Origin of the sequence: Streptomyces purpurascens (genome assembly GCF_045040895.1) — a bacterium.
Classification (GTDB): Bacteria; Actinomycetota; Actinomycetes; order Streptomycetales; family Streptomycetaceae; genus Streptomyces; species Streptomyces purpurascens.
On the sequence record NZ_CP108341.1, the window covers coordinates 6,794,676 to 6,814,848 of the forward strand.

Consider the following 20,173-nt stretch of genomic DNA (forward strand, 5'->3'; position numbering starts at 1 on the left):
GGGTGGAACGGATCACTCTCGTCTATAGAGACGAAGGAACTCCCTCAGAGGTGCCCTGTTTCACCGACTTCATTGCGGCACGCCACCGATCGCTCTGATTTCGACGGGCCGTAGAGTGACGTCGCCACACGACGAGATGGGAAGGCCCTGCCAACCGTGACCGACACCCCAGCCGACGACCCCAAGCCCAGCTACCGCAGCGACGTCACCGTCGAGCTGGTCAAGCACACCGCGTCCGACGCGGACGTCCTCTTCGCCGCCCGCGTCTCGACCCTCGGCGAGCAGTCCCTGGAGGAGCTGGACAAGGACCCCGAGCGTTCCAAGGGCCTGATCAACTACCTGATGCGGGACCGGCACGGCAGCCCGTTCGAGCACAACTCGATGACCTTCTTCATCAGCGCCCCGATCTTCGTCTTCCGCGAGTTCATGCGGCACCGCGTCGGCTGGTCGTACAACGAGGAGTCGGGCCGGTACCGGGAGCTCGAGTCGGTCTTCTACGTCCCCGACGAGTCCCGCAAGCTCGTCCAGGAGGGCCGTCCCGGCAAGTACGTCTTCGTGGAGGGCACCCAGGCCCAGCAGGAGCTGGTCGGCCGTGTGATGGAGGACTCCTACCGGCAGGCGTACGAGGCCTACCAGGAGATGCTCGCCGCCGGCGTCGCCCGTGAGGTCGCCCGCGCGGTCCTCCCGGTCGGCCTGTATTCCTCGATGTACGCCACCTGCAACGCCCGCTCGCTGATGCACTTCCTCGGCCTGCGCACCCAGCACGAGCTGGCCAAGGTCCCGTCCTTCCCGCAGCGTGAGATCGAGATGGTGGGCGAGAAGATGGAGGCCGAGTGGGCCCGGCTCATGCCGCTCACCTACGCAGCCTTCAACGCGAACGGCCGCGTGGCGCCGTAACGCGGCCCCGTTCCCCGATCAGGTACACATGTACGGTTCAGCCGTGCGAAGTGTCCGTATTGCGGCATTTCGAGAAGTTCACTTAGCCTGATCGAACGGGTCCGGCACTGCTTGAACCCCCGAGCAGGCAGTGCCGGGCTCCACCTTTGTCACGACTTGTCGCCTGCCCCTAGGGCAGACCCGGTCCTGAGCAACGAGTAGCGTGTAACCCATGGCTCCGACCTCGACTCCGCAGACCCCCTTCGGGCGGGTCCTCACCGCCATGGTCACGCCCTTCAAGGCGGACGGCGCACTCGACCTCGACGGCGCGCAGCGGCTCGCCACCCACCTGGTGGACGCAGGCAACGACGGCCTGATCATCAATGGGACCACCGGCGAGTCCCCGACCACCAGCGACGCGGAGAAAGCGGATCTCGTACGGGCGGTCCTGGAGGCGGTGGGCGATCGCGCCCACGTGGTGGCCGGCGTCGGCACCAACGACACCCACCACAGCATCCAACTCGCCCGTGCGGCGGAGCGCACCGGCGCACACGGCCTGCTCGTCGTGACGCCGTACTACAACAAGCCCCCGCAGGAGGGCCTCTACCGGCACTTCACGGCCATCGCCGACGCCGCCGGCCTGCCGGTCATGCTCTACGACATCCCCGGCCGCAGTGGCGTCCCGATCAACACCGAGACGCTCGTCCGCCTCGCCGAGCACCCGCGCATCGTCGCCAACAAGGACGCCAAGGGCGACCTCGGCCGCGCGAGCTGGGCCATCGCCACCTCCGGCCTCGCCTGGTACTCCGGCGACGACATGCTGAACCTCCCCCTGCTCTCGGTCGGCGCGGTCGGCTTCGTCTCCGTCGTCGGCCATGTGGTCACCCCCGAGCTGCGCGCCCTGGTCGAGGCGTACACCTCGGGTGACGTCCAGAAGGCCACCGAGATCCACCAGAAGCTGCTCCCCGTCTACACGGGCATGTTCCGCACCCAGGGCGTGATGACGACCAAGGCGGCGCTCGCCCTCAAGGGCCTGCCCGCCGGGCCCCTGCGCGCCCCCATGGTCGAGTGCGCGCCAGAAGAGATCGAGCAACTCAAGATCGATCTTGCCGCCGGCGGGGTACAGCTCTGACACCAGACTTCGCGCGGGACTCCCGCGCGCGTGCTTCACAACTGAATAAGCGGGCCACCGGTGCCCGCGCACCCCACACAGACAACTGCTTCTGCACGAACGTCACGCGCGCCACGTGCCCTACCGGTACGTGGCGCGTGTGGTGAGGAGAGTCTTTTGAGTCATCCGCATCCTGAACTCGGCCCGCCCCCGCCGCTCCCCGATGGCGGCCTGCGCGTCACCCCGCTCGGCGGTCTCGGTGAGATCGGCCGCAACATGACGGTCTTCGAGTACGGCGGCCGCCTGCTGATCGTCGACTGCGGAGTGCTCTTCCCCGAGGAGGAGCAGCCCGGAATCGACCTGATCCTGCCGGACTTCTCGTCCATCAGGGACCGCCTCGACGACATCGAGGGCATCGTCCTCACGCACGGCCACGAGGACCACATCGGCGGCGTCCCGTTCCTCCTGCGAGAGAAGCCGGACATCCCGCTGATCGGCTCCAAGCTGACCCTCGCCCTCATCGAGGCCAAGCTCCAGGAGCACCGCATCCGCCCGTACACCCTCGAGGTGACGGAAGGGCACCGCGAGCGCATCGGCCCCTTCGACTGCGAGTTCGTCGCGGTCAACCACTCCATCCCGGACGCGCTGGCCGTGGCCATCCGCACCCCTGCGGGCATGGCGGTCCACACCGGCGACTTCAAGATGGACCAGCTCCCGCTGGACAGCCGCCTCACGGACCTCCACGCGTTCGCACGTCTGAGCGAGGAGGGAATCGACCTCCTCCTCTCGGACTCGACGAACGCCGAGGTCCCGGGATTCGTCCCGCCCGAGCGGGAGATCTCCAACGTCCTGCGCCAGGTCTTCGCCGGCGCCCGCAAGCGCATCATCGTCGCGAGCTTCGCCAGCCATGTGCACCGCATCCAGCAGATCCTGGACGCGGCGCACGAGTACGGCCGCCGGGTCGCCTTCGTCGGCCGCTCCATGGTCCGCAACATGGGCATCGCACGGGACCTGGGCTACCTGAAGGTCCCCCCGGGCCTGGTCGTGGACGTCAAGACGCTCGACGACCTCCCGGACAGCGAGGTGGTCCTGGTCTGCACGGGCTCCCAGGGCGAGCCCATGGCGGCGCTCTCCAGGATGGCCAACAGGGACCACCAGATCCGCATCGTCCAGGGCGACACGGTGATCCTGGCGTCGTCCCTGATCCCCGGCAACGAGAACGCGGTCTACCGCGTGATCAACGGCCTCACCCGCTGGGGCGCCAACGTGGTCCACAAGGGCAACGCCAAGGTCCACGTCTCCGGCCACGCGTCCGCGGGCGAGCTGCTGTACTTCTACAACATCTGCCGCCCGAAGAACCTCATGCCGGTGCACGGCGAATGGCGCCACCTGCGCGCCAACGCCGAGCTGGGCGCCCTGACCGGCGTCCCGCACGACCGCATCGTCATCGCCGAGGACGGAGTGGTCGTCGACCTCATCGAGGGCAAGGCGAAGATCTCCGGCAAGGTCCAGGCGGGTTACGTCTACGTCGACGGCCTCTCGGTCGGCGACGTGGGCGAGCCGGCCCTCAAGGACCGCAGGATCCTCGGCGACGAGGGCATCATCTCCGTCTTCCTGGTCATCGACTCGTCCACCGGAAAGATCACCGGCGGCCCGCACATCCAGGCTCGCGGTTCCGGCATCGAGGACTCCGCCTTCGGCGACGTGGCCCCCCGGATCACGGAGGTGCTCGAACGCTCCGCCCAGGACGGCGTGGTCGAACCCCACCAGCTCCAGCAGCTCGTTCGCCGCACGCTGGGCAAGTGGGTCTCGGACAACTACCGGCGCCGGCCGATGATCCTGCCTGTGGTCGTCGAGGTCTGACGGACCGTCGGGTCCGAGCAGGCGCCAACTGGGAGCGGGGCTCCTCGATTTGCATCGAGGAGCCCCGCTCCAGTAGGTTTACAACTCCTCCCGACGGGGCACCCGGCCAACTCAGCGCCGGGGATCATGCTTCGGCCGAGGGAGGGGAAATCCGACTCAGAAACTTCTGATAAAGTCGGAACCGCCGGAAAGGGAAACGCGAAAGCGGGAACCTGGAAAGCACCGAGGAAATCGGATCGGAAAGATCTGATAGAGTCGGAAACGCAAGACCGAAGGGAAGCGCCCGGAGGAAAGCCCGAGAGGGTGAGTACAAAGGAAGCGACCGTTCCTTGAGAACTCAACAGCGTGCCAAAAGTCAACGCCAGATATGTTGATACCCCGTCTCCAGCATTCGCTGGGACGAGGTTCCTTTGAAAAAACACAGCGAGGACGCTGTGAACGGTCGGGCTTATTCCGCCTGACTGTTCCGCTCTCGTGGTGTCGACCGGATTACCGGTACACATTCACGGAGAGTTTGATCCTGGCTCAGGACGAACGCTGGCGGCGTGCTTAACACATGCAAGTCGAACGATGAACCACTTCGGTGGGGATTAGTGGCGAACGGGTGAGTAACACGTGGGCAATCTGCCCTGCACTCTGGGACAAGCCCTGGAAACGGGGTCTAATACCGGATATTGACCATCTTGGGCATCTTTGATGGTGGAAAGCTCCGGCGGTGCAGGATGAGCCCGCGGCCTATCAGCTAGTTGGTGAGGTAATGGCTCACCAAGGCGACGACGGGTAGCCGGCCTGAGAGGGCGACCGGCCACACTGGGACTGAGACACGGCCCAGACTCCTACGGGAGGCAGCAGTGGGGAATATTGCACAATGGGCGAAAGCCTGATGCAGCGACGCCGCGTGAGGGATGACGGCCTTCGGGTTGTAAACCTCTTTCAGCAGGGAAGAAGCGAAAGTGACGGTACCTGCAGAAGAAGCGCCGGCTAACTACGTGCCAGCAGCCGCGGTAATACGTAGGGCGCGAGCGTTGTCCGGAATTATTGGGCGTAAAGAGCTCGTAGGCGGCTTGTCACGTCGGTTGTGAAAGCCCGGGGCTTAACCCCGGGTCTGCAGTCGATACGGGCAGGCTAGAGTTCGGTAGGGGAGATCGGAATTCCTGGTGTAGCGGTGAAATGCGCAGATATCAGGAGGAACACCGGTGGCGAAGGCGGATCTCTGGGCCGATACTGACGCTGAGGAGCGAAAGCGTGGGGAGCGAACAGGATTAGATACCCTGGTAGTCCACGCCGTAAACGGTGGGCACTAGGTGTGGGCAACATTCCACGTTGTCCGTGCCGCAGCTAACGCATTAAGTGCCCCGCCTGGGGAGTACGGCCGCAAGGCTAAAACTCAAAGGAATTGACGGGGGCCCGCACAAGCGGCGGAGCATGTGGCTTAATTCGACGCAACGCGAAGAACCTTACCAAGGCTTGACATACACCGGAAACGTCTGGAGACAGGCGCCCCCTTGTGGTCGGTGTACAGGTGGTGCATGGCTGTCGTCAGCTCGTGTCGTGAGATGTTGGGTTAAGTCCCGCAACGAGCGCAACCCTTGTCCCGTGTTGCCAGCAGGCCCTTGTGGTGCTGGGGACTCACGGGAGACCGCCGGGGTCAACTCGGAGGAAGGTGGGGACGACGTCAAGTCATCATGCCCCTTATGTCTTGGGCTGCACACGTGCTACAATGGCCGGTACAATGAGCTGCGATACCGCGAGGTGGAGCGAATCTCAAAAAGCCGGTCTCAGTTCGGATTGGGGTCTGCAACTCGACCCCATGAAGTCGGAGTCGCTAGTAATCGCAGATCAGCATTGCTGCGGTGAATACGTTCCCGGGCCTTGTACACACCGCCCGTCACGTCACGAAAGTCGGTAACACCCGAAGCCGGTGGCCCAACCCCTTGTGGGAGGGAGCTGTCGAAGGTGGGACTGGCGATTGGGACGAAGTCGTAACAAGGTAGCCGTACCGGAAGGTGCGGCTGGATCACCTCCTTTCTAAGGAGCACTTCTAAGCCAGGCTTGCCTGGTTCAGAGGCCAGTACATCAGCGAATGTCTGATGCTGGTTGCTCATGGGTGGAACGTTGACTATTCGGCACACTTGATCGTCTTCTCCTTCTAGTACTGCTCTTTGAGTGTGGAACGTTGAGGGGAGCGGGGAGTGTGTCGGGCACGCTGTTGGGTGTCTGAGGGAACGAACTTTTCCTCAGTCGCCGGCCCCAGTGAACTCGCCTGAAAGGGTGGGGTGATGGGTGGCTGGTCGTTGTTTGAGAACTGCACAGTGGACGCGAGCATCTGTGGCCAAGTTTTTAAGGGCGCACGGTGGATGCCTTGGCACCAGGAACCGATGAAGGACGTGGGAGGCCACGATAGTCCCCGGGGAGTCGTCAACCAGGCTTTGATCCGGGGGTTTCCGAATGGGGAAACCCGGCAGTCGTCATGGGCTGTCACCCACTGCTGAACACATAGGCAGTGTGGAGGGAACGCGGGGAAGTGAAACATCTCAGTACCCGCAGGAAGAGAAAACAACCGTGATTCCGGGAGTAGTGGCGAGCGAAACCGGATGAGGCCAAACCGTATGCGTGTGAGACCCGGCAGGGGTTGCGTATACGGGGTTGTGGGATCTCTCTTCTGTTGTCTGCCGGCAACAGGACGAGTCAGAAACCGTTGATGTAGGCGAAGGACATGCGAAAGGTCCGGCGTAGAGGGTAAGACCCCCGTAGTCGAAACATCAGCGGCTCGTTTGAGAGACACCCAAGTAGCACGGGGCCCGAGAAATCCCGTGTGAATCTGGCGGGACCACCCGCTAAGCCTAAATATTCCCTGGTGACCGATAGCGGATAGTACCGTGAGGGAATGGTGAAAAGTACCGCGGGAGCGGAGTGAAATAGTACCTGAAACCGTGTGCCTACAAGCCGTGGGAGCGTCGGACATCAGCTTGCTGATGTCTCGTGACTGCGTGCCTTTTGAAGAATGAGCCTGCGAGTTTGCGGTGTGTTGCGAGGTTAACCCGGGTGGGGAAGCCGTAGCGAAAGCGAGTCCGAATAGGGCGTTTTAGTAGCACGCTCAAGACCCGAAGCGGAGTGATCTAGCCATGGGCAGGTTGAAGCGGAGGTAAGACTTCGTGGAGGACCGAACCCACCAGGGTTGAAAACCTGGGGGATGACCTGTGGTTAGGGGTGAAAGGCCAATCAAACTCCGTGATAGCTGGTTCTCCCCGAAATGCATTTAGGTGCAGCGTCGCGTGTTTCTTGCCGGAGGTAGAGCACTGGATAGGCGATGGGCCCTACCGGGTTACTGACCTTAGCCAAACTCCGAATGCCGGTAAGTGAGAGCGCGGCAGTGAGACTGTGGGGGATAAGCTCCATGGTCGAGAGGGAAACAGCCCAGAGCATCGACTAAGGCCCCTAAGCGTACGCTAAGTGGGAAAGGATGTGGAGTCGCAGAGACAACCAGGAGGTTGGCTTAGAAGCAGCCACCCTTGAAAGAGTGCGTAATAGCTCACTGGTCTAGTGATTCCGCGCCGACAATGTAGCGGGGCTCAAGCGTACCGCCGAAGTCGTGTCATTGCAGCATAAGGGCCAACGCCTGCTGTGATGGGTAGGGGAGCGTCGTGTGCCGGGTGAAGCAGCCGCGTAAGCGAGTTGTGGACGGTTCACGAGTGAGAATGCAGGCATGAGTAGCGATACAAACGTGAGAAACGTTTGCGCCGATTGACTAAGGGTTCCTGGGTCAAGCTGATCTGCCCAGGGTAAGTCGGGACCTAAGGCGAGGCCGACAGGCGTAGTCGATGGATAACCGGTTGATATTCCGGTACCCGCTGTGAAGCGTCAAACATCGAGCATCGTGATGCTAAGGCCGTGAAGCCGTTCCGGACCCTTCGGGGAAAGGAAAGTGGTGGAGCCGCCGGACCAAGCGGTTAGTAGGTGAGTGATGGGGTGACGCAGGAAGGTAGTCCATCCCGGGCGGTGGTTGTCCCGGGGTAAGGGTGTAGGCCGTGCGATAGGTAAATCCGTCGCACACAAGGCTGAGACCTGATGCCGAGCCGATTGTGGTGAAGTGGATGATCCTATGCTGTCGAGAAAAGCCTCTAGCGAGTTTCATGGCGGCCCGTACCCTAAACCGACTCAGGTGGTCAGGTAGAGAATACCGAGGCGTTCGGGTGAACTATGGTTAAGGAACTCGGCAAAATGCCCCCGTAACTTCGGGAGAAGGGGGGCCACATCTGGTGAGAGGACTTGCTCCTCGAGCTGGGGGTGGCCGCAGAGACCAGCGAGAAGCGACTGTTTACTAAAAACACAGGTCCGTGCGAAGCCGTAAGGCGATGTATACGGACTGACGCCTGCCCGGTGCTGGAACGTTAAGGGGACCGGTTAGTCACTCTTCGGGGTGGCGAAGCTGAGAACTTAAGCGCCAGTAAACGGCGGTGGTAACTATAACCATCCTAAGGTAGCGAAATTCCTTGTCGGGTAAGTTCCGACCTGCACGAATGGCGTAACGACTTCTCGACTGTCTCAACCATAGGCCCGGTGAAATTGCACTACGAGTAAAGATGCTCGTTTCGCGCAGCAGGACGGAAAGACCCCGGGACCTTTACTACAGTTTGATATTGGTGTTCGGTTCGGCTTGTGTAGGATAGCTGGGAGACTTTGAAACTCGCACGCCAGTGTGGGTGGAGTCGTCGTTGAAATACCAGTCTGGTCGTGCTGGATGTCTAACCTGGGTCCGTGATCCGGATCAGGGACAGTGTCTGATGGGTAGTTTAACTGGGGCGGTTGCCTCCTAAAGAGTAACGGAGGCGCCCAAAGGTTCCCTCAGCCTGGTTGGCAATCAGGTGTTGAGTGTAAGTGCACAAGGGAGCTTGACTGTGAGACCGACGGGTCGAGCAGGGACGAAAGTCGGGACTAGTGATCCGGCGGTGGCTTGTGGAAGCGCCGTCGCTCAACGGATAAAAGGTACCCCGGGGATAACAGGCTGATCTTCCCCAAGAGTCCATATCGACGGGATGGTTTGGCACCTCGATGTCGGCTCGTCGCATCCTGGGGCTGGAGTCGGTCCCAAGGGTTGGGCTGTTCGCCCATTAAAGCGGTACGCGAGCTGGGTTTAGAACGTCGTGAGACAGTTCGGTCCCTATCCGCTGTGCGCGTAGGAATATTGAGAAGGGCTGTCCCTAGTACGAGAGGACCGGGACGGACGAACCTCTGGTGTGCCAGTTGTTCTGCCAAGGGCATGGCTGGTTGGCTACGTTCGGGAGGGATAACCGCTGAAAGCATCTAAGCGGGAAGCCTGCTTCGAGATGAGTATTCCCACCTCCTTGAGAGGGTAAGGCTCCCAGTAGACGACTGGGTTGATAGGCCGGATATGGAAGCACGGTAACGTGTGGAGTTGACCGGTACTAATAGGCCGAGGGCTTGTCCTCAGTTGCTCGCGTCCACTGTGTTGGTTCTGAAACCACGAACAGCCCCATGCCAGGTCACGGTATGGTGCGGCAGTTTACAGTTTCATAGTGTTTCGGTGGTTATAGCGTTAGGGAAACGCCCGGTTACATTTCGAACCCGGAAGCTAAGCCTTTCAGCGCCGATGGTACTGCAGGGGGGACCCTGTGGGAGAGTAGGACGCCGCCGAACAATCATTGAATGGGTTGGTCCCGTAACTTCGGTTACGGGACCAACCCTTTTTTGTTGCGCGTCACTTGAAGTTCACGTTGCGCGCTCAGCATCCAAAGCATGGGTACTGCTGCAATGCTCAGGGCCGCCGGAGTCGGACTCGGTGACGAGGTCGTCGTGCCGGCCTTCGGGAACGTCGAGGTCGCCGAGGCCGTTGCCATGGCCGGGGCGATGCCGGTGTTCGCCGACATAGATCCTGTCACCTACTGCCTCGACGCCGTCGCTGTGGAAGCGGCGGTAACTCCGCGCACCGCGGCCGTGGTTGTCGTGCACCGCTTCGGGCGGCTCGCCGACATCGCGCGGTTGCACACGTTGGGAGCGCGACACGGACTGCTCGTGCTGGAGCAGGGAGAGTCCGAGGCGCCGTACGACGAGATAGCTCAGCGCAGGGAGCGCGCGGGCTACCTCGACGCGAAGCTGAGGGGAGTGCGGACGCCGGACGACGGTGACGGGCACACCTATCAGCAGTACGTCGTGCGGGTTCCGGGCAACGGGCGACCGGACCGGGACGCCTTCGCGCGGGCTGTGCGGGCCAAGGGAGTTGAATGCCGGGTGCCGGTGAAGACCCCGGTGCATCGGCTGCCCGAATTCCGTCGGTGTGTTTCTCTCCCGGAGACGGAGCGAGCTGCTGACGAGACGCTTGCGTTGCCCGTAGATGCGACGCTGACCAAGCGGGACATGCAGCGGATCGTGTCCGCCTGCAACGCCCTTGGAGGGCTGCTGCAGCCCGCCTTCTGACGTGGTTGGGAGCACGGGTCTGTTCGGGGTATGATCTATTCCGTTGCCGAGCGGGAAACCGCAACGCGACAGGCCCCTATAGCTCAGTCGGTAGAGCGTCTCCATGGTAAGGAGAAGGTCAGCGGTTCGATTCCGCTTGGGGGCTCCAGCAGAAAAGGCCCCACCCGTACGGGTGGGGCCTTCTTCATGTCCTAATCCTTTTGGAGGCCCGGGACGCGCATGGCCAGGATCGCCATGTCGTCGGACGGAGCGTCCGACGCGAAGCGTTCCACCGCGCGCATGATGCGGGCCGCGACCGCTCCGGCTGTCAGGCCCGTGCAGGTCGTGAGGACGTCGGCGAGGCCGTCGTCGCCCAGCATGCGGGCGCCTTCGCGGCGTTCGGTGACGCCGTCCGTGACGCACAGGAGGACGTCTCCCGGGTCGAGGGTGACCGTCTGCTCGTAGAGCTCCAGGTCCTCGATGACGCCGAGGAGCGGCTGAGGTTCGGCTGCCGGTTCGACCGAGCCGTCCTGGCGCAGGCGCAGCGGGAGAGGGTGGCCGGCGCAGACGACCTTCAGTTCCGCGCTGCCGTCCTCCTGGGGCCGCATCTCGCCGTAGAGGAGGGTGAGGAAGCGGCTGCGTGCGCCCTCGTCGAGGATCGCGGAGTTGAGGCGTTCCAGGACCGCCGGGCCGCTGAGGCCCTCGCGGGCCAGGAGGCGCAGGGCGTGGCGGGCCAGGCCGGTGACCGCTGCGGCGTTCGGGCCCGTACCGCAGACGTCGCCGATGGCGAAGCCGTAGGCGCCGTCGCTGATGGGGAAGACGTCGTAGAAGTCGCCGCCGACCTCGTTGCCCTCGCCGGCGGCGCGGTAGATGACCTCGACCTCGACGCCCGCGATCACGGGGAGCTCCGGGGGCAGGAGGCTGCGCTGGAGGGCCTGGCTGATCGCCGTGCGCTCCGAGTAGAGGCGGGCGTTGTCGAGGGCCAGGGCGGCTCGGCGAGAGAGGTCCTCGGCGAGTTCCAGGATCTCCTGGCGGAAGTGTTCGTCGGTCGGCTTGCCGAGGGTCAGCATGCCGATGACGCGGTTGCGGGCGACCAAGGGGAGGACGACTGTCTCGCCGCCCACGGCCGAGGCTGTGGCGAGGGTCGGGCCGATGCCGGGCGTGACCTGGCGGGTCGGGCCGCCGCTGAGGCCGAGGCTGCGCATGGAACTGCGCAGGGCCGCCTGGTGGGCCACTTCGCCGGGGGCCGTCCAGACGCGGGCGCCGGGGGTGGGGACCGGGTCCGGCGGGGGGACCTTCGACAGCAGGGACTTGATGCCGTCGATGAGTTCCTCGTCCTCGTGCAGGACGTACGACAGGTACGGCTCCGAAGCCTGGTGGGCGATCGTGTAGACGGCACACCAGGTGGCAAGGGTGGGGACCGTCATCTGGGCCATCAAGGCCAGGGTCTGGTCGCGGTCCAGGGTGCCGGCGAGCAGGTCGGAGGCCTCGACCAGGAAATTCAGGGAGCCACGGCGCAGGCGTTCCAGTTCGCCGAGGCGGGCCGATTCGACGGCGAGTGCGATGCGGTCGGCGGCGAACTGGAGGCGCAGCGCCTCCTCGTTGGAGTATCTGCCGGGGGCTTCGGCGGCGACGCCGAGGGAGCCGGTGAGGCGGCCCTCGACCTTCAGCGGGACCGTGACGATCGAGCGCATGCCCGTGCCGTTCAGCAACGGCACCGCGCCGGGGACCGCCGTCAGGTCGTCGTGGACGGCCGGCATGCGGGCCGAACCGTAGCGGCCGGGGCCCGCCTCGACGGGGACGCGGGCGAAGCGCTGGCGTGCCGAGGGCAGGCCTGTGGAGGCGCGGACCTCCAGCTCCGTCTCGTCGTCGGTGGCCAGCAAGAGGAACGCCGAGTCGCCGTCGAGCATGTCGCGGGCGCGCTCCACCGTGCGCTGGAGGAGGCCGTCGAGGTCGTCCGGGGCGGGGTAGCCGATGAACACCTCGAAGGGGTCGGTGCCCTGGCCCTCGGAGGTGGTCGAGGTGTCGGAGGCGGGGACGCGCAGGGGCGTCTGAAGAACGGCCCGTTCGTGGTCCCGTACGACGAGGCACACAGTTGACGGTTCGCCGCCGGTGTCGCGGACGCGCAGGTGGGAGGCGTAGACGGGGGTGACGCGGCCGCTGGCGGCGCGGATGCCGTAACTGCCCTCCCAGCGGGAGAGCTGGAGTGCCTCGGCGATGCCGGTGCTGGTGCCCGGGGTGTGCGGCCAGGCCGCGAGGTCGGTGAGGGGCTTGCCGGTGACCTGCTCGGCCGGGTAGCCGAAGAGTTCCTCGGCGTCCTCGCTCCAGGCGGTGATGTGGCCGGTGCGGTCGATCTGGATGACGGCCACGCGGACCCGGCCGTCGGCGAGGGGGAGGAGATCGGCGGGGAGGGCAGGTCCGGCCGCTCGGGTGCCCACCGCGCGTGCGGGCAGATCGAGTTGGAACCAGACGGTTTTGTGCGTGGGGGTGTACTCGACGCCCCAGCGGCCGGCGAGGGCCGCGCAGAGCTGGAGGCCGCGGCCGCCTTCGCGGTCGGGGTTGCCCATGTTGATGGCCGCGCCCTGGAGCGGGATCTCGCGCTCGGGATACCGGTCGGCCACCTCGATGCGCACGCCCTCGTCGCTGCGCAGGCACAGCAGGTCGGCGGAGGTGCCGGCGTGGACCACGGCGTTGGTCACCAGTTCGCTCGTGAGAACCACGGCGTCGTCGACGATGTCGGCGAAGCCCCAGCCCTGGAGGGTGTCGCGGACGAAGGAGCGGGCGCTCGCGACAGATCGCCCGACGGGCTCGAAACTGGCGGCCGCGCGCGCGGTGATCACAGAACTCCTTGACCGGTTCTCGACGTGCTGGGCTGCGTGACCGACCGGCTCGCGCCGCTGTTGCGGCAGGCTGCCCGTCGGCCGGGGGTCCGGGGGCTGTCCCCCCGGGATCAGTCCGGTGGTCATGTGTGCGGCCGCCCCTCCGATGCCCGCTCGTCTTCGTGCCACCGCCCAGGCCGGACGGACCGGCGCGGCTGGACAGCCGGATGCAAGGTTACTTACCTTCGCGGTCCATTCGGGTGCCGGTCTGCAGTGTTTCCGTCCGGAGGGTGTGCGGACGATGTGCGAAGCTGCCGAACTGTTATGGCCTGGTTCGGCCAGGGTGAAACACTGGGCAAGCTTCTTGTGAAGGTCCGGGCAGGCTGAGTGCCCAAGGCGTACGGCGGGCAGCAGCCCTCTGGCGAGAGCCTGATATGCAGGGCAGAGAATACGCAGTAGTAACTGGTACGCGGAGCGCGGTACCCGAGCACAGCAGTGACGGTCGACCCCTGCGGGAGGGACACAGTGGAGTCTGGCGCAGCGACGCGTGGCACGAAGACGCGCGCGAAAGGCGGACAGTCCCCGAGCAACCAGGGCAAACAGTCCCCAGGTAATCAGGGCAAAACGCGCAATGGCACCACTGAGGTGGACACGGCAGCCCTGAACCGTCTGATGGCGGCCCTGGTGTCGATGCGGGACGGGAACTTCCGCAAGCGGCTCACGGTGTCCGGGGACGGCGTGATGGCCGAGATCGCGGCCGTTTTCAACGAAGTGGCCGACCGCAATCTGCATCTGACGGGCGAGCTGGCCCGGGTGCGGCGGATGGTGGGCCGTGAGGGCAAGCTCACCGAGCGGCTGGAGACCGGGGCCTGCGAGGGCTCGTGGTCGACGGCGATCGACAACTCGAACGCCCTGGTGGACGACCTGGTGCGGCCGGTTTCCGAGGTCAGCCGGGTGCTGTCCGCGGTGGCCGAGGGCGATCTGTCACCGCGGATGGAATTGCGGACGCAGGCCCCGGACGGGAACGGGCATCCGCTGCGCGGAGAGTTCCTGAAGGTCGGACGGACGGTCAACAACCTGGTTGACCAGCTGTCGACGTTCACCGACGAGGTCACGCGTGTGGCCAGTGAGGTGGGCACCGAGGGCAAGCTGGGCGGGCAGGCGCGCGTACGTGGCATGTCGGGTTCGTGGCGGGATCTCACGGACTCCGTCAACACGATGGCGTACCGGCTGACGGCCCAGGTGAGGGACATCGCGCTGGTGACGACGGCGGTCGCCAAGGGTGATCTGTCGCGGAAGGTCACTGTTCAGGTGGCCGGCGAGATGCTGGAGCTGAAGAACACCGTCAACACGATGGTGGACCAGCTGTCGGCGTTCTCCTCCGAGGTGACCCGGGTGGCCCGAGAGGTGGGCACCGAGGGCGCGCTGGGCGGGCAGGCGCGGGTGCCCGGTGTGGACGGTGTGTGGAAGGAGCTCACCGACTCCGTGAACACCATGGCCGGGAACCTCACGGCCCAGGTGCGCGGCATCGCGGAGGTGACGACGGCGGTCGCCAACGGTGACCTGTCGCGGAAGGTGACCGTGCAGGCGCGGGGCGAGGTCGCGCAGCTCGCCGAGACGATCAACCAGATGACCGAGACGCTGCGGATCTTCGCGGACGAGGTCACGCGTGTGGCCAACGAGGTCGGGGCCGAGGGGCGGCTCGGTGGTCAGGCGAACGTGCCGGGTGCGGCGGGGACGTGGAAGGACCTCACCGATTCGGTGAACACGGTCTTCCGGAATCTGACCACTCAGGTGCGGGACATCGCCGCCGTGACGACGGCCGTGGCCAACGGTGATCTGTCGCAGAAGGTCACCGTGGACGTGGCCGGCGAGATGCTGGAGTTGAAGAACACCGTCAACACGATGGTCGACCAGCTGTCCGCCTTCGGTGCAGAAGTGACCCGTGTGGCACGTGAAATCGGTGTCGAGGGTGAGCTGGGCGGTCAGGCGCAGGTGCCGGGTGTGGCCGGGACGTGGAAGGACCTGACGGACTCCGTCAACACGGCGTTCCGGAACCTCACCGGACAGGTGCGGAACATCGCGCAGGTGACGACGGCGGTGGCCAACGGTGACCTCTCGCAGAAGGTCACGGTCGACGTCTCCGGCGAGATGCTCAAGATGAAGAACACCGTGAACACGATGGTGGACCAGCTGTCGAGCTTCGCCGACCAGGTGACCCGGATGGCCCGGGACGTGGGCACGGAGGGCCGTCTCGGCGGTCAGGCCCGGGTGGACGGCGTGTCCGGTACGTGGAAGGAGCTCACCGACTCCGTCAACTCCATGGCCGGGAACCTCACCTCCCAGGTGCGCAACATCGCGCAGGTGACGACGGCCGTGGCCCGGGGCGACCTGTCCCAGAAGATCGACGTCGACGCGCGCGGGGAGATCCTCGAGCTGAAGAACACCATCAACACGATGGTCGACCAGCTCTCGGCCTTCGCCGACCAGGTGACCCGGGTCGCCCGTGAGGTGGGTACGGACGGCCGGCTGGGCGGTCAGGCGCAGGTGCCCGGGGTAGCCGGTGTGTGGCGTGACCTGACGGACTCCGTGAACGGCATGGCCGGCAACCTCACCGCGCAGGTGCGCAACATCGCGCAGGTCGCGACCGCGGTGGCCCGGGGTGATCTGTCGCAGAAGATCGACGTGGACGCGCGCGGGGAGATCCTGGAGCTGAAGAACACCCTCAACACGATGGTGGATCAGCTGTCGTCGTTCGCCCAGGAGGTCACGCGTGTGGCCCGTGAGGTGGGAACGGAGGGCATCCTGGGCGGCCAGGCCGAGGTACAGGGTGTCTCCGGCACCTGGAAGGACCTCACCCAGTCCGTGAACGGCATGGCGAACAACCTGACCATCCAGGTGCGCAACATCGCCGAGGTCACGACCGCGGTCGCCCGGGGCGATCTGTCGAAGAAGATCACCGTCGACGCCAAGGGCGAGATCCTCGAGCTCGTCACGACCGTCAACACGATGGTGGACCAGCTGTCCTCCTTCGCCGAGCAGGTGACCCGGGTGGCCCGTGAGGTGGGCACCGAGGGCATCCTGGGCGGACAGGCGCACGTGCCGGGTGTCACGGGCATCTGGAAGGACCTGAGCGACAACGTCAACCTGATGGCCAAGAACCTCACCACGCAGGTGCGGAACATCTCCCAGGTCTCGGCGGCGGTCGCCAACGGTGACCTGACGCGGCAGGTCACGATCGAGGCGCGCGGTGAGGTCGCGCAGCTCGCCGACACCATCAACACGATGGTGAAGACGCTGAGTTCGTTCGCCGAGCAGGTCACCAAGGTGGCCCGTGAGGTGGGCACGGACGGCATCCTCGGCGGGCAGGCGCATGTGCCGGGTGTGGCCGGTACGTGGAAGGACCTCACCGAGTCCGTGAACGGCATGGCGTCCAACCTGACCGGCCAGGTGCGCAACATCGCCATGGTGACCACGGCCATCGCCAAGGGTGACCTGACGAAGAAGATCGACATCGACGCGCGCGGCGAGATCCTGGAGCTGAAGACGACCATCAACACGATGGTCGACCAGCTGTCCTCCTTCGCCGAGGAGGTCACCCGGGTCGCCCGCGAGGTGGGTACGGAAGGGCAGCTCGGCGGGCAGGCACGCGTGCGTGACGTCGACGGGACGTGGCGCGACCTGACCGAGTCCGTGAACGAGATGGCCGGGAACCTGACCCGGCAGGTGCGTGCCATCGCGCGCGTGGCGACCGCGGTGACCCGTGGCGACCTGAATCTGAAGATCGACGTGGACGCGTCCGGGGAGATCCAGGAGCTCCAGGACTACATCAACAAGATGATCGCCAACCTGCGTGACACCACGATCGCCAACAAGGAGCAGGACTGGCTCAAGGGCAACCTGGCCCGGATCTCCGCACTGATGCAGGGCCGCCGCGACCTGGAGGACGTGGCCTCGCTGATCATGAGCGAGCTGACGCCGGTGGTGTCCGCGCAGCACGGCGCGTTCTTCCTGGCGATGCCGCTCGTCGACGGCGAGGACAAGAACGCCGCGGGCGACGACCAGTACGAGCTGCGCATGCTCGGCTCGTACGGCTACTCGATGGGTTCCATGCCGACATCGTTCCAGCCGGGTGAGGCGCTGGTCGGGACGGCCGCCGAGGAGAAGCGCACGATCCTGGTGGAGAACGCGCCGAGCGGCTATCTGAAGATCTCCTCGGGGCTCGGCGAGGCGCCGCCCGCGCAGGTGATCGTGCTGCCGGTCCTGTTCGAGGGCAGCGTGCTCGGTGTCATCGAGTTGGCCTCCTTCACTCCCTTTACGCAGATCCAGAAGGATTTCCTCAACCAGATCGCCGAGATGATCGCGACGAGCGTCAACACCATCTCCGTCAACACCAAGACCGAGCTGCTGCTGGCGCAGTCGCAGGAGCTGACCGAGCAACTGCGTGAGCGGTCGGCGGAGTTGGAGCAGCGGCAGAAGGCCCTCCAGGCGTCCAACGCCGAACTGGAGGAGAAGGCCGAGCTGCTGGCCCAGCAGAACCGCGACATCGAGGTGAAGAACACCGAGATCGAGGAGGCGCGGCAGGTCCTGGAGGAGCGCGCCGAGCAGCTCGCCGTGTCGATGCGCTACAAGAGCGAGTTCCTGGCGAACATGTCGCACGAGCTGCGTACGCCGCTCAACTCGCTGCTGATCCTGGCCAAGCTGCTCGCCGACAACGCCGAGGGGAACCTCTCCCCGAAGCAGGTCGAGTTCGCCGAGACCATCCACGGGGCCGGTTCCGACCTGCTCCAGCTCATCAACGACATCCTCGACCTGTCGAAGGTCGAGGCGGGCAAGATGGACGTCTCCCCGACGCGTATCGCGCTCGTCCAGCTCGTGGACTACGTGGAGGCCACGTTCCGCCCGCTGACCGCGGAGAAGGGCCTGGACCTGTCCGTACGGGTGTCGCCGGAGCTGCCCGCCACGCTGCACACCGACGAGCAGCGGCTGCTGCAGGTGCTGCGCAACCTGCTGTCGAACGCGGTGAAGTTCACCGACTCGGGATCGGTGGAGCTGGTGATCAGGCCGGCGCGGGACGATGTGCCGCAGCGGATCCGGGAGCAGCTGCTGGAGACCGGGTCGCTGACCGACCCGGACGCCGAGCTGATCGCGTTCTCCGTGACGGACACCGGCATCGGCATCGCCTCCGGCAAGATGCGGGTGATCTTCGAGGCGTTCAAGCAGGCCGACGGCACGACCAGCCGCAAGTACGGCGGTACGGGTCTCGGGCTGTCCATCTCGCGGGAGATCGCCCAGCTGCTCGGCGGTGAGATTTACGCGCAGAGCGAGACGGGCCGCGGTTCGACGTTCACGCTGTACCTGCCGCTGCACCCCAGCGAACTCCCGCCGCAGGGCTACCAGCAGCAGCTGCCCGCCCTGGAGGCCGGTGACCTGGTGACGCCGTCGTCCGACCCGTCCGAGCTGTCCGAGGTGGAGGTCGACACACCGGCCGAGGTGAAGTCGTACCGCGACACGCAGAACGGACCGGCGGCCCTGTTCCGGCGGCGCCGCAGGATGCCCGAGCTGGAGGCGCGCCCCGCGCCGCCGGAGCAGTGGACGCCCTCCGAGCAGCAGACGGCACCGAAGCCGCACCGCGGTATCCGGTTCGGCGGCCAGAAGGTCCTGATCGTCGACGACGACATCCGCAACGTCTTCGCCCTGACCAGTGTCCTGGAGCAGCACGGCCTGTCCGTGCTGTACGCCGAGAACGGCCGTGAGGGCATCGAGGTGCTGGAGCAGCACGACGACGTGGCGGTCGTCCTGATGGACATCATGATGCCCGAGATGGACGGGTACGCGACGACCACGGCGATCCGCAGGATGCCGCAGTTCGCCGGGCTGCCGATCATCGCGCTGACCGCGAAGGCCATGAAGGGCGACCGGGAGAAGGCGATCGAGTCGGGTGCTTCCGACTACGTCACGAAGCCGGTCGACCCCGATCACCTGCTCGCGGTGATGGATCAGTGGATGCGAGGGGAATGAGGGGAGCGTCGGGTCGTTGCGCAACCGTGGCGGGAAGGTTCGGTGTGCACACGGAGTTGCCGACTCGATGTGTGCATAGTCGTGTAGAAGTACAAGATCTGGGGAACCTTCTGGTCTCCTGCTGCGTTTCCGCTACGTGCACAGTGACATCACGGTGACAGGGTGTGGCGACAGGCAGGGTGCGGCTACGATGACCGGCACAAGGACGGGCGACGCAAGGGAGTCGTCCCCTGGGGCGGCACCCACCGGTGCGTTCTCAGGTCCTGCGGACAGGGGAGGCCCCACGCCGGGGCGAGGAGGGCGGGCCATGGTGCAGAAGGCCAAGATCCTCCTGGTCGATGACCGGCCGGAGAATCTGCTGGCGCTGGAGGCGATCCTCTCTGCGCTCGATCAGACGCTGGTGCGGGCATCGTCCGGGGAGGAAGCACTCAAAGCGCTGCTCACGGACGACTTCGCGGTCATTCTGCTGGACGTCCAGATGCCGGGCATGGACGGCTTCGAGACAGCGGCGCACATCAAGCGGCGTGAGCGGACCCGGGACATCCCGATCATCTTCCTCACGGCGATCAACCACGGCCCGCATCACACCTTCCGGGGTTACGCGGCGGGCGCGGTCGACTACATCTCCAAGCCGTTCGACCCGTGGGTGCTGCGCGCGAAGGTCTCCGTCTTCGTCGAGCTGTACATGAAGAACTGCCAGCTGCGTGAGCAGGCGTCGCTGCTGCGGCTCCAGTTGGAGGGCGGCGACAAGAGCGCGGGCGGCGAGGCCAAGGAGTCGGCCGGGCTGCTCGCGGAGCTCTCCGCGCGGCTCGCGGCCGTCGAGGAGCAGGCCGAGGCGCTGACCAAGCAGCTGAATGACGAGTCGACGGACGCGGCCGCGGTGGCCACGGCGGCTCATCTGGAGCGCAAGCTCACGGGGTTGCGGCGGGCGCTGGACGCGCTGGAACCGGGCACCGGAAGCACGTCTTCGGTGCCCTCACAGAACTGACGTGCGGGCGGGCGTGGTTGCCCGTCCATGAGCAAGCGTCAGTTTCGCGCCTCTCCCGGAGCGACACGAACGGGTGAAGCC

7 protein-coding genes, 1 tRNA gene and 3 rRNA genes are annotated in these 20,173 nt (G+C 65.3%); 10 read left to right on the forward strand and 1 reads right to left on the reverse strand.

The window, feature by feature from the left end; translation table 11 throughout:
* Positions 1-156: 156 nt before the first annotated feature.
* The 8 genes from thyX (at position 157) to OHU35_RS31120 (ending at position 10,433) form a co-directional block, all read left to right on the forward strand.
* Complete coding sequence (thyX, locus tag OHU35_RS31085; protein ID WP_189728213.1) at positions 157-897, forward strand: FAD-dependent thymidylate synthase; 741 nt, start codon at positions 157-159, stop codon at positions 895-897.
* 211 nt (positions 898-1,108) lie between these two features.
* Entirely contained in the window at positions 1,109-2,008 is a 900-nt protein-coding gene (gene dapA, locus OHU35_RS31090) for a 4-hydroxy-tetrahydrodipicolinate synthase (protein WP_359897373.1), read from the forward strand.
* A 156-nt stretch (positions 2,009-2,164) separates the two neighbouring features.
* Positions 2,165-3,850, forward strand: coding sequence for a ribonuclease J (locus OHU35_RS31095; RefSeq protein WP_359897371.1), 1,686 nt, complete (start codon positions 2,165-2,167; stop codon positions 3,848-3,850).
* Positions 3,851-4,352: 502 nt separating this feature from the next.
* Positions 4,353-5,878: ribosomal RNA gene (locus tag OHU35_RS31100) — 16S ribosomal RNA — on the forward strand.
* Between the two features lie 302 nt (positions 5,879-6,180).
* Positions 6,181-9,300: ribosomal RNA gene (locus tag OHU35_RS31105) — 23S ribosomal RNA — on the forward strand.
* 91 nt (positions 9,301-9,391) lie between these two features.
* Positions 9,392-9,508: ribosomal RNA gene (rrf, locus tag OHU35_RS31110) — 5S ribosomal RNA — on the forward strand.
* Together the 16S, 23S and 5S rRNA genes form the textbook arrangement of a ribosomal RNA operon.
* Positions 9,509-9,622: 114 nt before the next feature.
* On the forward strand, positions 9,623-10,285 hold the full coding sequence (locus OHU35_RS31115) for a DegT/DnrJ/EryC1/StrS family aminotransferase (RefSeq protein ID WP_189721939.1): 663 nt from the start codon (positions 9,623-9,625) through the stop codon (positions 10,283-10,285).
* Positions 10,286-10,357: 72 nt separating this feature from the next.
* Positions 10,358-10,433 (forward strand) — tRNA-Thr (locus OHU35_RS31120).
* 43 nt (positions 10,434-10,476) lie between these two features.
* Here the strand turns inward: OHU35_RS31120 and OHU35_RS31125 are convergent.
* The gene (locus OHU35_RS31125) at positions 10,477-13,230 is read right to left on the reverse strand and encodes a SpoIIE family protein phosphatase (RefSeq protein WP_189721892.1); all 2,754 of its coding nucleotides are present in this window, start codon (positions 13,228-13,230) and stop codon (positions 10,477-10,479) included.
* Between the two features lie 378 nt (positions 13,231-13,608).
* Here OHU35_RS31125 and OHU35_RS31130 point away from each other — a divergent pair, with 378 nt between their 5' ends.
* The gene (locus OHU35_RS31130; protein ID WP_359889052.1) at positions 13,609-19,104 is read left to right on the forward strand and encodes a HAMP domain-containing protein; all 5,496 of its coding nucleotides are present in this window, start codon (positions 13,609-13,611) and stop codon (positions 19,102-19,104) included.
* Positions 19,105-19,411: 307 nt separating this feature from the next.
* A complete protein-coding gene (locus tag OHU35_RS31135) occupies positions 19,412-20,092 on the forward strand; it encodes a two-component system response regulator (RefSeq protein ID WP_189721890.1) in 681 nt (226 codons plus the stop codon).
* Positions 20,093-20,173: the final 81 nt, after the last annotated feature.